Here is a 15,489-nt window from a genome sequence, read left to right as displayed (position 1 = left end):
ACAGGAGACACAGGAGCAACAGGAGAAACTGGAGCCACAGGAGACACCGGAGCAACCGGAGCCACAGGAGCCACAGGCGATACAGGCCCAACGGGACCAACGGGACCAACAGGTCCAACAGGTCCTGTAAGTATATTATCTTCTTCAGAAAATAGTACAGCTGATGCAATTACTGCTGCCCCAACTGCACTTCTTTCGCAGACAATAACTACGACTGGACAGGAATTAAAACTGGATTCTGTAGTAGAATTGGATATAATAGTAACTGCAATACTTCCTTATAGTTATTCAATTCTATATGAGTTACGTGAAGATACAACCACTATAGCTTCAATAACAATTAATAATGCAGGTACTGCTACTTCACTTGGAGAAGCACACACAGAGATTTCTAATTTGACATGGACTCAAACTCCTGCAGCTGGTTCTCACACCTATGATATTCAGCTTACACTTACTAGCGCTACTAATATTACAAGTGTTACGGCAACCACTAAAGCATTGAATATTATAGGATAGATCATAATATAATTGATACTGGCCATTTCTTTAGGTGGCCAGTATTTTTTTATCCAAATGAGGTAATTAGTTAATACTCCCTATCTTCTTCAAAGTGGAAATAAGCACTGCTACGTACCAGGATAAGTTCTTACCCTAAAAGATATGTATTCTAAGTGCTAAAGACACTAAGAATACTGTTAATAAGAGGCTCAGCTGGAGAAAAGCATTTCCTGTAAGCAAATTCTACCTGAACGTAAGAATCACTTGATGTTATAAAGCTTGTATCACTTTGTTTGTGTTTTCATATTATATAACGTACTGACTTTTAAGGAAGTGATTATATGATAACTGTTAGTCTTTGTATGATAGTAAAAAATGAAGAAGATACCATAGGAAGATGTTTAGATTCTGTAAAAGATATAATAGATGAATTTATAATAGTAGATACAGGTTCTTCTGATAATACTAAAAATATAATAAAAAAACATATTAACAATGTTTATGATTTTAAATGGATTGATGATTTTTCAGCTGCAAGAAATTTTGCATTTAGTAAAGCAACTAAAGATTATATTTTTTGGTTAGATGCGGACGATGTACTACTCCCAGAAGATGTAGAAAAGTTTAAATCTTTGAAGAAAAATTTAGATCCCTCTATAGATTCTGTAACAATGAAATACAATATAGGCTTTGACGAATATGGTAATGTAACCACAAGTTACAGACGTAATAGGTTAGTTAAAAGAGAAAAAAATTTTAAATGGATCGGTTTTGTTCATGAGTATTTAGAAGTATATGGAAATATAATTAACAGTGAAATCAGTGTAACTCACAAAAAAATGAACTATTCTCCTAATCGTAATCTTGAGATTTTTCAAAATAAATTAAAAGAAGGGGTTGAATTTACGCCAAGAGATATATTGTATTATGGAAATGAGTTGTATGATCACGGAATATTTGAAGAAGCCTTAAAATATTATAATGACTTCTTAGATTCAAAAAGGGGATGGTATGAAGATAATATCCACGTCTGCGGAAAGATATGTGACTATTATCAATCAATTAATAAAGGTGAGGAAAGTCGTAAATATGCCTTTAGAAGTTTCGAATATGATGCTCCACGAGCTGAAGCATGCTGCAGACTTGGATTTTCTTTCTTACAAGAAAATAAGATTAATCAAGCAGTATTTTGGTATAAAACAGCTGCAAATCTAAAAAAACCAGTAAATAGTCTGGGATTTTTTAGTGATGCCTGCTGGACGTGGCTTCCTCATTTGCAATTATGTGTTTGCTATGATAGATTAGGTAATCATAAATTAGCTTATGAACACAATGAAATAGCTGCCAAATTTAGACCCAATGATAAAAGAATACTCTATAATAGGGAATATTTTAAAAAAATAGGATTTAAATAATAATGTAAATGATTTTTTTATATTATAACAAGGCTGTGAAGAATTAGATTCTGCAGCCTTTATTACTTATACTTTAAATAAGGTTTTATTTAATCAAATTTAGTCAAAGAGATTATTATTTTTTTAATAATAATCTAAAACAGTATAATCCTCCTAGTAATTTAGAATATATAGCATTAGGGTATATTTTACAATCAAATGAATCTGCAAAGTTAAATCCAGTATTTTTTAAACAGTTAACTAACAAATTTAAATTTGCAGTTGGGTAATCAATAGTTAATACGAGAAGTCCATCTTTTCGTAAAACTCTATAGAATTCATTAATAGATTTTTTTATATCCCCCATAGGAAGATGTTCAATTACTGAAATACAATAGATTTTATCAAATTTATTATCCTTATAAGGGAGATTTGTCAGACTACTATTTGAAAATTTTATTTTATCTATATATTGGGCAGCTTTTTTAACATCTTCTTTGTCGAAGTATTCACTAACTCTTGATAAGATTTTGTTTTTATCTAAGATATCAGTATCAATATCGCAGGCATATACATCTTTACATATACTGGCTAAATAAAATTTAAATGGATGAGGAGCACCACAGGCTGCATCTAAACAGATATCATTCTCTTCTGAGAAATTTGATGCCCAAGTGTATTCGTAGCATCTGCTCCACCAATCATTAGGAAATTTTAATAGGCATTCTGTTTTTTCTTCATCAGTAGTAACTATAAACCTGGAGGATTTTTTATTTATACAAGATGTTCTTTTAAAATCATTTTCTCCAACATATTTATTATATTTTCTGTATATGTCAGGATCTATTATAGATTTATGATATTCTCGTATAAAAAAACTATTGTCAGGATAAATTCTAGCTAATTCTTTTAATCCATAGGATCCATACTCTAGTTTTAATCCTTGATAATTTTTATTGAATGATTCAGACAAGTTCGGAAGTTTGAATCTTTGAAATAATGTTTTATGATAAACACAGGATTTATGATAGATTTTAGGCATCCATTTTTTACTTGTTCCCATATAATAATTATATCCTAATAAAATACTATCATCTTCATAGCCTTGGGTACCTGTCAAAAATCCAACGTCATAGGGGCATAATTCCTTTAATATACTTAATTTGTGAATAACAGGATGTACAAATCCCTGGGTGATTTTATCTTCTCCCTTTGTAGATAGGTACTTGATTTTATCCTCTAAACTAGTAGTGGTATTTGAAGAAATCTCATCTGAAAAGTCAGTTACTATTTTTGGAGATATCATAGGTTCTTCAGATGAATTCAAATAATCAATTAAAGGATCCTGCCAATTAGGAGGGAAAATCATATCAACATGAGCCTCTGTAATATAATCAATATTGGAATAGTTTTCTATAATATATCGAAATCCTATATATCTAGATAGTGTAATACCCACATTTTCACCATTACCCAGCAGCTTATAATTAAAATTAAATTTTTGTAAAATCACATCTAATTCTTCATTAGATAAACATCCTTGATTAAAAATTAATAAATTGACATCTTTAGAATAAGATAAACTTTCTAAACACTGATATGCCATAGCCATATCTTCATCATAATTTTCTTTATTTATAAAAAATGGTATCATATAAATGTTCATTATAAGAAACCTCCTGCTTACAATATTATAAATACATTATATGAGATTGTAATAATTTTAGTTAATCATTATATACAGGAAATTTTTAACTTGCATAAATCTACTTACTTTTATGATATAATGCTGATGAATAATTGATATATCCTGAAGTATTCATATATTTAAATAAAGAAATATTGATAATTGGATATAAGCATCATATGAAAATGATAAAAGGGAGGTGTTATTTTGAACTATGTAATCTTTTTTATAATGTTTTTAACAGCATTTATTGCTGCACAACTAGCTATCTATATTTTTTATAATAAAAAGAAGATCCATTTAAAAGGTTTCTTGGGTCTCATTTTATCTATTTTCCTATATAGTTTATTTTATTCATTTGAATTAATATCTCCAGATTTGAACTATATGAAGCTGTTTGCAGCAGTACAATATATAGGCATATTATCTATTCCAGCATTCTGGGTTATTATGGCTCTTGAATATACCAATAAGAGCAAGTATGTTAATATGAAGTTGTGTATAATTATGTTTTGCCTACCTGTTATTTTAGTAATTTTAAATTTTACCAATGAATATCATCATTTGTTTTATAGAAATTATTCAGCTACCATAATGTATTCCCTGTCTATTGCAAATATCAGTCCAGGTATAGGATATACAATGGCTGCCATATATATTAATTTAATGTATTTGCTGGGGAATATTTTATACACAGAATTTTTTATTAAAAATATTGTATATAGAAAGAGAAGTTTTACTATTATGATAACTTCTTTTATACCTTGGATTGGATATTGGATATATATGTCTGGTATCATGCCAATAAAAATAGATATTGTTCCTGTCTTTATGGCGTTTGTTTGTTTGATTTATACTAAAGCGTTGTTGAAAAATAACATTTTTAGAACAGCAGTTATCGCAAGACATGTTATTTTTGATAATATAAAAGAAATTGTAATAGTTTTGGACATGAACAATAAAATAATAGATATAAACAAGGCAACAGAACAGTTCTTTAGTAAAAAAGCAGATGTTATAATAGGACAAGACTTAGAGAAAGCTTTTGAAAATTTTACAGCGATTATAAAACATCTAAAGAGTAATAAAGAAGTAACCTTTGATTTTGAAATGGAAGCATACGATAAATATTATTACTTTACTGGGGAAATAAATTTTATAAATAACGATGGGAAAGTTGTTACTTTAAAAGATAGTACAGAACAAGTTTTAATGATAAAGAAACTTCAACATTATGCTACTATGGATATTCTAACGGAAGTATATAATAGAAATTATTTTTGTAGTGTTGCCAATGAAAGAATACTTTATTGTATGAAAAATAATGAGCCTATATCATTGGTAATGTTTGATTTGGATAAATTTAAAGATATAAATGATACCTATGGACATCTTGCAGGGGATTTGGTGTTAAAAAATGTTGCGGCAATTTGTAAGGCTTGTTTGGAAAAAAGTTATGTTGTTGGAAGATATGGTGGAGAGGAATTTTTAATTATTTTAGAGAACCTTGAAGAAGAAGAGGTGTTAGAAATAGTAGAAAAAATAAGAGTAAAAATAATGAATTTTAATAACATATACCAAGATAAAATTATAAAAGTGACTTGTTCTTTTGGAATTTTTACATCAATAGGTTTAACAGATTTAGATGATATGATAAGAAATGCAGATGAAGCTTTATATAAATCAAAAAATCAGGGAAGAAATCGAATAAATATAAAGAATAAGAACATTTCAACTTAATTTACACTATAGTATAAGATTATAGTGTTTTTTTTATATATAGGCAATAATTAAATTTATGAATAGTATATAAGGAGAATAGTTTACTAGGCTATTATTTAGTACCCATAGTAAATTATATGAGGAGGAAAATTAATGAATGAAAATACAAAAGTTTTAATTGGAAGTCCTGTGAGGCAACCTCATGATATATTAGTAAACTTTATAAGTTTTTTAAAAAATATTATAAAAGAAGACATTACTATAAACTATTTTTTTATAGATGACAATGATGATCTAAATTCAAGCAATTTGCTTAAAAATTTTTCCCAGGAAATAAAAGATGAAGTTATTATTGAAGAAGGAGAAAAAATAGACACTTATGTACGTACAGAAGACACACACTATTGGAAGGAAAATTTAATTTGGAAGATAGCACAATATAAAAATAGAATTATACAATATGCTAAAGAAAATTGTTATGACTATTTATTCTTGATAGATTCAGATATAATGCTGCATCCTAAGACATTATCAAGCTTAATAAGTAGTAACAAAGACATAATATGCGAAATATTTTGGACTAGATGGCAAAAAAATGCAGGCCTATTACCACAGGTTTGGATGTGTGATGAATATTCGTTTGTTACTAAAGAAAGAAATGAAATATTAACTGAAGAGGAATCTAATAAAAGATATACAGATTTTATAGAAAAATTAAAAAAACCAGGTATATATGAGGTAGGAGGATTAGGGGCTTGTACTTTGATAAGCAAGAAAGCCATTGATAAAGGAATTAATTTTAATAAGATTTATAATTTATCATTTTGGGGAGAGGACAGGCACTTTTGTATAAGGGCAGCAGCGTTAGGTTTTAAGCTGTATGTTGATACCGCTTATCCAGCTTACCATATATATAGAAAAGAGGATTTAAAAGGAGTAGAACAATTTAGAAGTAAATGTATATATGAAATTAATAATTCCTTGTATATTAATAATTTTGTAAAAGATTTTTTGGATAAATTCTACTGCTTTAATTATAATAATATTGATAAATTTGAAGTAAATAAGTATCTATCTTCTAGTTATGCAGAAAAGTTTAATAAAGATAAAAGTAGTATTATGAATTATATTACAGAAAAAAAGCCAGTAAATAATATAAATATATTAGATATTAATACTGATAAGGCTAGTATAGATGATAATAAAATTAATATAGTATGTAAATTTCAATTAGAAAGCAAAAATATAACAGAAAGTTTTGTGAAAATATTTACTTGTAACTTAGAATTAAATACACAGTCTATGCTCATAGAGAGTATAAAGCTTATAAATAGAGATAACAAACCTCTTTTTGGATACAATATTTTAGATTTATTATATGAGCGAATAAGAATAAACAAAGATACAGAGAATAAACTGACCCTTGCTATGCTTGTGAGAAATGAAAGCAAAAAGTTTTTAGAAAGGGTTCTGACACATGCAGCTAAATATATAGATAATGCGGTAATTTTAGATGATGCCAGCGAAGATAATTCAGTTGAAATATGTAAAAAAGTATTTAAAAATATACCATTAACTTTAGTTGAAAATAAAGAACATGGGTTTAGTAATGAAATTGTTCTGAGAAAACAATTGTGGGAAATAACAGCAAATACAAATCCTGATTGGATATTATTTTTAGATGCAGATGAAATTTTTGAAGATAGAATATGTAATATTATTAGGACACTAATCAATGAACCTAATTTTGATTATTATGCTTTTAGGCTATATGATATGTGGGATGAAAGTCACTATAGAGAAGATTTTTATTGGGGGGCACACAAGTATTACAGACCATTTTTGATAAGATATCAGCCTAATTTTAATTATACTTGGGAAGAAAAACCGCTGCATTGCGGAAGGATTCCTGAAAATATATTTAGCTTGCCTGGCTGCATATGCTATGTAAGATTAAAACATTTTGGCTGGTCAACTATTGAATTAAGGCAGTCTAAATATATCAGGTATTTAGAGGCAGATCCTGAAGGTAAATATGGAAATTTACAACAATATCAATCTATTATGGATGAAAGACCAAGATTAATAAAATGGGAAAACTAAGTATGTTAATCATACTTAGTTTTCCATTTTAATTGTTTGCCATATTTTTATCCGAACGCTACCATTGCTAACACCCCTCAGCTTCTTTAAAGTGGATAAGCACTGCTCGCGCTTGGATAAGTTCTTCCCCTAAAGGATAATGTAGTCTAAGTGCTAAAGACACTAAGAATACTGTTAATAAGGTTCAAGTGGAGAAAAGTATTTCTTTTAAGCAAACTCCACTCTAGTTATTCCAACAGTTACATTTATTAGATGTGGGTATATATTTGCATATTGATAACTTTCATTTATTTAATGTAAAATAGATTTTGACAATAATAAATTGGTATAAATAAATAAACAGAAAAGAGGTAAAAATATGGATTTATCACTATTTGAAAAAAGTAGTTTACCAATTATACAGGATTTTGATGTTTTTATTAAGTATATTGAAGAAGAAAAACCTGTTTTAACTGCAAAAAAAGGGGTATTAGGAAAAAAAGATTCTTTTAAACTTAATTCCAAACTTAATTTCAAAAGAGATGTAACGGCACCAAATTATAATCAAGATCAATATTTAGTCATAGATTTGATGTTTTCTTTAGCGGTGGATAGTAATCTATATGTGATAGGAAGTAATGATAAAGGAAAACTCTCCTTGATGAGAACTGCTAAAATTGAATCATTTTTGGAACTTAATAATTTTGAAAAATATGTATTTCTTTTTGAAACATATTGGTCAGAGTATGACTTTGACGGAAAGGATTTAAGGTGGAATAATGTATTAGCTTTAAGTAGCATTATACAACTTATTGCTAAAAAAAACTCAGGAAAACTTATTTTAAAAGAACTAAACCTGCAAATGTCTTTTTCAACAGTTACTATTTTTTTTCATCATTTGTCTTATTTTGGACTGTGGGATTTAGAATTAATTGAAGGTGTGAAAAGTAAATATGAAGCTTCAATTAAGGCTATTATTCCAACAGAATTAGGAATTTTAATTTGTAAAAAGTTATCAACTGAAGCTTTACCTTTTTGGAATATAGAGGATGTAGAAATTATAATGGAGCATCTTAGTATAAAGAAAAAAAATAAAAGCTTATTTTTTGTACTTAAAAGTATATTCCCGGATAACTTAGTGGAAAAAACTATTGAGAATGAAGTTGAAATAGACAAAAGTGGTTTATATATTTTTAAAGTTAGCCTATCTAGAGGATTGTGGAGAAAAATAAAAATGTCATATAAAAATACTTTTGAGGACTTACATAATATAATTCAAAAAGCCTTTGATTTTGATAATGACCATTTATATGAGTTTTATATTGGTCGAAATAGACGAACTGCAAAAATTACTTATGCAGGAAATCCTTACGAAGGAATAGTAAATGATATTGCTATAGGCGAGGCTAGTCTTTACAAAGGCCAAAAGATTAAATATATTTTTGATTTTGGAGATGAATGGGAATTTGACATAACTATAGTAGATATTGATAAAAACGGTGTATTGCCTATAAAACCTGAAATTATAGAATCAAAAGGAGAATCACCAGAGCAGTATGCAGAATGGTAACCTTACAAGAATATAAATATCTGAAATAGGAATACTAATTTTGAGGTGGTAATTAGTATGTCTAAAAATAAAAATTCTGTTAATAAAACATTTGAAAATCCAGTAAATGATCAAGAAAAACTTGCTAATATTGAAAATTGTATCCAGGTTAATGGTTCTAATATTAATGAAACACATAATTCCAAAAAAGAATCATTAGGATCTAATAATAAAAGATAAGGAGAATAATATGAGCGAGCAAAACAAGAAAAGAAGTACTAAAAACGGAAAAAAAGAAGATGGAAAGTTTCATTCTAAGCATATAAAGCATAACCCTCAGGCAGAAAGTGCAAGAGCTGTTTTTGATATAAATGATATTAATGCAGAAGATAAAAATGAATCCCGGTAAAATGCTATTTCAGGATTTAGAATATCACTTATTAAATGATCAAATGCCATCAAAGTATCTAAATAGTATACGCAGTCAGCGGGAATTCAGAATGCACCCCTTTAATATGTTGTATGAACTTCAGGATACCAAACAGTCACCACAGTACCATCCTGAGGGCAGTGTTTGGAATCATACACTTATGGTTGTGGACGAAGGGGCTAAATTGAAAAACAAAAACAGGGATGTTCCGGCTTTTATGTGGGCCGCATTGCTTCATGATATTGGCAAAGCTGTTACGACAAAAGTTAGAAGAGGTAAAATAACTTCTTATGATCATGATAAAGTAGGAGCAAGACTTTCAAGAGATTTCTTGCGTGAATTTACGCATAATAATGGATTTATAGATAAGGTTTATTATTTGATAAGATACCATATGCAAATACTGTTTGTTGTGAATAATTTGCCTTTTGCAGATATAAAAGGCATGAAAGAACATACTGATATTTATGAAGTAGCTTTGCTTGGTTTATGTGATAGACTGGGGAGAATCGGTCATAATGAAATTGAAGAGAAGAAGAATATAGAATTGTTTGTTGAAAAATGTATTAAAAGTCAGTAGATATGTAAATGATTTAGAGACTACTATACTGGTAATTTTAAAAATTTCTGGTGTAGTGGTTTCTTTATTTTTTAGATTTTTGAAACGGAATTTTATGTTTAATCGTCTAAATTTATGAAGGTATAAAACTTGAAATCTAGAAGGTTTATACCTAGAAATAAATTTTAATTTATTAATATAAAAATGTGAGGAGTGTTAATTTTGAAAAGTATTAACTTGTTAAAAAGGAAATGGCCATTAATTTTCACGTCTACACTTATGTTTCTCTTCTTATTTGCAGCAATTTCAACTTCCAATTGTAAGGTGTTAGCTGCGGAAACTAAAACCATAAATGTTACAGGAGATGGTGAAGTTAATGTAGTACCTGATATTGCCCATTTATCTTTAGGAGTAACCACAGAAGACAGTACGGTAGATAAAGCACAGAAAAATAATTCTGTTGCAATGAATAAGGTTGTTGAAGCTGTAAAGGCGGCAGGAGTGGCAGCTGAGGATATTAAAACTTCAAATTATTCCATTAATCCTAAATATAATTATAATGAAGAAACAGGAACTAGTACAATTATTGGATATACAGTTGATAGTACTTTGAATGTTACAGTTAAAAATATAGATTCAGTTGGAAATATAATTGATATTGCTGTGGCAAATGGAGCAAATAATTCAAATGGAGTAACTTTTGGAGTTAGCAATTATGAAAAATACTATAATAAAGCCCTGGCAAATGCCATAGTAAATGCAAAGGCTAAAGCACAGGCAATAGCAGATGCTTTAGATGTGAAACTATCAACTTTAACTACAGTAACAGAGAATTCAAATGGTGTTCCTAGTGAATATCCTATTTTTTATGATTCATCATCAGTAAAAAACTCTGGAGGACAAGGTACTATTATAGAAACAGGACTTTATAAAATAAGAGCTAATGTAGGTTTAGTTTATCAGTATTAAAAAATACACAGAAATATACAGACAATCTATTTTTTACCTAAAAAGAGTTGAAAAACAGGCTATAAACGATTTAAAGAATTGTTTGTAGTCTGTTTTTTGTGGAAAGTTTTTATGAATAATAGTTGCTTTAATCTGGCATAAAAGTATGGGGGAATTTTTTACGCTTACATATAAAGCGATTTCATAAAAAATCTTAGGAATATCAATAACTTCATTATGCGATAAAAATAAAAGTAACATTTACACTTATGATTAATATTATAGAAGTATAGAACACATGATAAAAAAAAAGAATACCTAAATAAATTATTTAAAGATGACAAGGAGGGATCTTTATGTCAAGATGTGGTTGTAGATACGATAGTGGTTGTGGTGGATTTGGACGTGGAAAAGAAGTACTAGTTATAATAATACTTTTATTATTATGCTGTGGTGTTAATTGCGGTAGCATTTGCTAAGGAGGATGTTTTAAATAACTAAGGAGGTAAAAAAAGATTTAATAAAAAGATACATGTTTTTTATTAAATAAATTTTGTGATTCACCAATTCACCTTATAGGCTTATAAAGCAATAAGGTATGAAACAGATGATGATAAGTTAGATAACTTAAAATATGTGTTTAGGATAACAAGGAGGGATCTTTATGTCACGCAGATGTTATGGTGGATATGGACGTGGACGCGGAAAAGAAATAGTAGTAATAATAATAATATTATTATTATGCTGCGGATGCGGATGCGATTCATGGTGCTAAAATGAATTATTAAAAGGGAAACGAAAAATTTTTCGTTTCCTTTTTAATTCTTAAAATAAAACATTTCTTAGGGCGTCCAAGTCCTTTATTACAATAAAATTTTTTTGAAAATCTATCAGATTATCCCTTTTCATATTTATAAGTTCTCTTGAAAGTGATGGCCTTGGAATTCCAAGCAGTTCTGCCATTTCTTTTCTGGTACAGGATAGATGTATCTTCAAATTTTTTTCCCTTTTATGCTCCTCTAAAATATAAAAGGTAATTTTTTGGCGAATTGTTTTATAAGATATATTTTTAAGTTTTCTATTTAACATTAATATTTTATCAGATAATAAGGTCAGGAAGTTATTTAAAAATACAGGAAATAAAGTAGATGTATTCAATATGTCTTCTTTGGATATAAACATTATGATAGATTCGCTTGATGAAACTATGGTAGCAGGATAGGTATTTCTATTAGAAAATATTATAACCTCTCCAAAGATATCACTTTCTTCCAGTCTGCTTATGGTGATAGTTTTTCCAGAGGCAAATATTTTTTGTGCTTCCACATTTCCTTTTATAATTATACCTATTTTAAAGCAGTTCCATTCTTCCATAGCTATAATTTCTCCCTTAGAGTAGGAGGAGAGAGTGTAGTTTATATTCTTTAGAAAATGTTCTATGGACTTTTGGGAAAAATTTTTCATAAGTATGCAGTTTTCTAGTGTACTAATAAGGTTTTTCATGTTAATCTCCCATTATCTAATATAATATTTTCATACTTAATTATTAAATCTGTAACATAGGTTACAGATATTAAAATTATATTCTATTATAATGAACATATCAAGATAAGGGAGGAATATAGGGATGATAAGAAAAATTGTTGATATAAATGAAGAAAAATGTAATGGATGTGGACTATGTGCTGAGGCCTGTCATGAAAATGCTATAGAACTAGTAGAAGGTAAAGCAAAACTTATAAGTGATGAATACTGTGATGGACTGGGGGATTGTCTTCCAGAGTGTCCAACTGGTGCTATAACTATAATTGAAAGGGAAAGCAAAGCATATGATGAGGAACTTGTTATAAAAAGAATTGAAGAAATGAAAAAGATCAAAGAAGAAAAACCAATGCCTTGTGGATGTCCCGGTACTGCCGCGAAAAAAATAAAGAGGGTTTTGAATAAAAATAAGGTAAAGGCAATAAATACAGAAAATGTATCAGAAGAGGAAAATAATACATCCCAATTAAATCAATGGCCTGTTCAGCTAAAACTTGTAAATAGCAACGCAGACTACCTTAAAGAGTCAAATTTACTTGTAGCTGCGGACTGCACTGCTTATGCCTATGGCAATTTTCATCAGGATTTCATAAAGAACCATATTACGGTAATAGGGTGTCCTAAGTTAGATGATATAAAATATTATGAAGATAAATTTGTAGAAATTATAAAAAACAATAACTTAAAAAGCATAACTGTAGTTAGAATGGAAGTACCTTGCTGCAGTGGTATTATAAATGCAGTTAAAGCTGCAATGCTGAAAGCACAAATTATACTTCCCTACAGAGAAGTTATAATATCTACAGAGGGAAATATAATTAAAGCTTAATTATTTTCAAAGGTACCGTAAACCAGAGGCTTGTAATTTTGAACCATTATTTTACCTCTGCTTATAACAGTATTAATATTTAATTTATTGTCCAGTAAGATTAAATCTGCATCATAGTTTTCCATTATTTTACCTTTGCCTTTTAATTTAAGAAGTTTTGCAGGGGAAGAAGTAAGGGGAAGAAGTGCTAATTCAAGGGGTATACCAAGTTCTACAGATTCTCTTATTGAATTAATGTTTGTATTTGGTATACCTCTGGTAAGTTTAGTTAGGTTGCCCTTATCATCAAAAAATGGCATACTGCCTCCAGCATCAGAGCTCATGGTTATATGGTAGGGGGAAATATGTTCTTTTAGCAGTGTATTGTAGAGGGTGGAGGCGCTTAAAGCATCGTCACCTTCGTTCTTGATCCCGGTGGTTATATCCACAAAACCGCCATTTTTTGCATATTCTATGCACTGTCTGGAAAGCAGACTATTTCTGTTAAGATGCGTAGGTAATAAATTCTCGAAAGGTATATCTGAAGTATCTATCAAATCAAATACAGGATTTAACCCTTCTTTTCCATCTCCCAGATGTAAATGCAGCACCCCGCATTTTCCAGAAATAAGCCCACCTACTCTGGTCTCACAGGCAAGATGTATTAAGTCATTGTCGGAAGGATGACTTCCACGGTGATCTGAGAGGGCTATTTCACCTGCTCCTATTATTTTATCTATAAGTATTATATCCCCCCTTACGCTGTCTGTAAGTGTTCTTGTGGGAACAGCATAACACCCTGTCCAGCAGTATGTAGATAAGCCCTCTATTTCAAGGGCTCTAGATTTTGCAAGTAATGCACCCATGTTCCTTGTTATTCCATCTGTACCTAGAAGACCTATACAGGTTGTTATTCCGTTTAAAGTAAAGTCCGTGAGATTTAATTCGGGGGTTCTGGTATTAAAGCCTCCTTCCCCGCCGGCACCACTTATATGTATGTGAAGATCAATTATACCTGGTATTGCTTTTAAACCATCTCCCTCTATTATTTTAATTTCAGAGAAGGTGCCCTTTGGTATACAGGTATTTTTAGATATACAGGCTATTTTGTCAAAGCATATTAATATATCCTTTTTCCCAAAAGATTCGGGAGCAAATATTTCTACATTTTTTATTAAAATCATAATTTAACACATCCTGAACATATTCTAATATATATATATTATGATTTACTATTTTCATTTAATTTAAACATAGAAATATAAAGTCTAAATATATCCATTTAATGCTCTTATGGAAATTTCTCCAGATATAAGATTTTCAAGGGTTCCATCTTCATATTGAACTATAAGTCCTCCATTTTCATCTAAATTCAGAGCTTTTGCAAAGGTTTCGTTTTTCCCTCTAATTATTCTTATAGTTTTTCCTATAACAGCAGAATTGTTCCTGCAGATTTTTATGGAAGATTCAATACTTTGGGTTTTATCAAATTCCCCATATAAGTATTCAAATTCGTTTATTAAATTTCCAAGGAAAGATTTTCTATCTAAAGCAGTTCCTGTTTCTATTTTAATAGATGTGGCCTTATCCAGCATGTCTTTTTCAAAATCATCTTTATCTAAATTGGCGTTTATGCCCATACCTAATACTACATAATGCACTTTATTCATTTCTGCATTCATTTCAGTTAGAATACCACATATTTTTTTGCCATTGATTATTATATCGTTGGGCCATTTTATAGTTGCTTCTATTTTAAAATTCTTTAGACTGTTTATTACAGCTGCGGCAGCTATTTGAGTAATTTTAGGTATTTGCATGGGATTTATATCAGGCTTTAAAATCATAGATAGCCATATACCTTTATATTTAGGAGAACACCAGGCTCTTCCAAGTCTTCCTCTTCCTCCTACCTGTTCTTCAGCTATTACTAAGGCACCATGAGGCTCCCCATTACTAGCTAGTTCTTTAGCTTTATTGTTAGTGGAATCTAGCTTTTCAAAATGGATGATTTTTTTACCTATATAATTTGTTGTCAAATATTTTTCAACTTCTTCAAAAGATAATATGTCTGGAGAATCCAATAGTTTATACCCTTTTTTAGAAGAAGAGTCTATTACATAACCTTCTTTTTTTAAATTGTTTATGTATTTCCATATGGCAGTACGGCTTACACCAAGTTTGTCGCTTATTAATTGACCGGATACGAATGTATGGGTATTTTCTTTTAATATATGAAGTACGTCATATTTCATATAAAAAACCAC

General features: G+C 29.5%; 14 protein-coding genes and 1 pseudogene. 11 read left to right on the top strand and 4 right to left on the bottom strand.

The window, feature by feature from the left end; genetic code table 11:
- Positions 1–519, top strand: a pseudogene (locus V7Q02_RS10255) (DNRLRE domain-containing protein); the annotation flags it as partial.
- Between the two features lie 323 nt (positions 520–842).
- Complete coding sequence (locus V7Q02_RS10250) at positions 843–1,916, top strand: glycosyltransferase family 2 protein (RefSeq protein ID WP_333860919.1); 1,074 nt, start codon at positions 843–845, stop codon at positions 1,914–1,916.
- Between the two features lie 115 nt (positions 1,917–2,031).
- Here V7Q02_RS10250 and V7Q02_RS10245 read toward each other — a convergent pair whose 3' ends face one another.
- The gene (locus V7Q02_RS10245; protein ID WP_333860918.1) at positions 2,032–3,561 is read right to left on the bottom strand and encodes a class I SAM-dependent methyltransferase; all 1,530 of its coding nucleotides are present in this window, start codon (positions 3,559–3,561) and stop codon (positions 2,032–2,034) included.
- Between the two features lie 228 nt (positions 3,562–3,789).
- Between V7Q02_RS10245 and V7Q02_RS10240 the strand changes: the two genes are divergently transcribed.
- From V7Q02_RS10240 to V7Q02_RS10205, 8 genes are all read left to right on the top strand, one after another.
- Entirely contained in the window at positions 3,790–5,322 is a 1,533-nt protein-coding gene (locus tag V7Q02_RS10240; RefSeq protein WP_333860917.1) for a histidine kinase N-terminal 7TM domain-containing diguanylate cyclase, read from the top strand.
- Positions 5,323–5,457: 135 nt separating this feature from the next.
- Complete coding sequence (locus V7Q02_RS10235) at positions 5,458–7,407, top strand: glycosyltransferase family 2 protein (RefSeq protein ID WP_333860916.1); 1,950 nt, start codon at positions 5,458–5,460, stop codon at positions 7,405–7,407.
- Positions 7,408–7,765: 358 nt separating this feature from the next.
- Positions 7,766–8,956 (top strand): plasmid pRiA4b ORF-3 family protein, encoded by a 1,191-nt coding sequence (locus V7Q02_RS10230; RefSeq protein ID WP_333860915.1) that lies wholly within the window; start codon positions 7,766–7,768, stop codon positions 8,954–8,956.
- A 57-nt stretch (positions 8,957–9,013) separates the two neighbouring features.
- Positions 9,014–9,175 carry a hypothetical protein gene (locus V7Q02_RS10225; protein WP_333860914.1) on the top strand — a complete coding sequence of 54 codons (162 nt, stop codon included), beginning with the start codon at positions 9,014–9,016 and terminating at the stop codon, positions 9,173–9,175.
- A 10-nt stretch (positions 9,176–9,185) separates the two neighbouring features.
- Positions 9,186–9,344 (top strand): CPC_1213 family protein, encoded by a 159-nt coding sequence (locus V7Q02_RS10220; protein WP_333860913.1) that lies wholly within the window; start codon positions 9,186–9,188, stop codon positions 9,342–9,344.
- Positions 9,316–9,945, top strand: coding sequence for an HDIG domain-containing metalloprotein (locus V7Q02_RS10215; RefSeq protein WP_333860912.1), 630 nt, complete (start codon positions 9,316–9,318; stop codon positions 9,943–9,945). Before V7Q02_RS10220 ends, V7Q02_RS10215 begins: the two co-directional genes overlap by 29 nt.
- 192 nt (positions 9,946–10,137) lie before the next feature.
- Positions 10,138–10,893: an SIMPL domain-containing protein gene (locus V7Q02_RS10210; RefSeq protein ID WP_333860911.1), complete on the top strand. Its 756-nt coding sequence runs from the start codon at positions 10,138–10,140 to the stop codon at positions 10,891–10,893.
- A 335-nt stretch (positions 10,894–11,228) separates the two neighbouring features.
- Entirely contained in the window at positions 11,229–11,351 is a 123-nt protein-coding gene (locus V7Q02_RS10205) for a hypothetical protein (RefSeq protein WP_333860910.1), read from the top strand.
- Between the two features lie 346 nt (positions 11,352–11,697).
- Here the strand turns inward: V7Q02_RS10205 and V7Q02_RS10200 are convergent, their stop codons facing one another.
- A complete protein-coding gene (locus V7Q02_RS10200) occupies positions 11,698–12,375 on the bottom strand; it encodes a Crp/Fnr family transcriptional regulator (RefSeq protein WP_333860909.1) in 678 nt (225 codons plus the stop codon).
- A 124-nt stretch (positions 12,376–12,499) separates the two neighbouring features.
- Here V7Q02_RS10200 and V7Q02_RS10195 point away from each other — a divergent pair, with 124 nt between their 5' ends.
- Positions 12,500–13,243 (top strand): ATP-binding protein, encoded by a 744-nt coding sequence (locus V7Q02_RS10195; protein WP_333860908.1) that lies wholly within the window; start codon positions 12,500–12,502, stop codon positions 13,241–13,243.
- Here the strand turns inward: V7Q02_RS10195 and iadA are convergent.
- The gene (gene iadA / locus V7Q02_RS10190; protein WP_333860907.1) at positions 13,240–14,406 is read right to left on the bottom strand and encodes a beta-aspartyl-peptidase; all 1,167 of its coding nucleotides are present in this window, start codon (positions 14,404–14,406) and stop codon (positions 13,240–13,242) included. The genes V7Q02_RS10195 and iadA overlap by 4 nt on opposite strands.
- Before the next feature lie 84 nt (positions 14,407–14,490).
- Positions 14,491–15,477, bottom strand: a complete 987-nt coding sequence (locus tag V7Q02_RS10185; RefSeq protein ID WP_333860906.1) for a biotin--[acetyl-CoA-carboxylase] ligase — start codon at positions 15,475–15,477, stop codon at positions 14,491–14,493.
- Between the last annotated feature and the right edge of the window lie 12 nt (positions 15,478–15,489).

This window comes from Clostridium sp. (genome assembly GCF_036781005.1).
Lineage (GTDB): Bacteria > Bacillota > Clostridia > Clostridiales > Clostridiaceae > Clostridium_B.
This window is presented reverse-complemented; position numbering and strand designations above follow the sequence as displayed.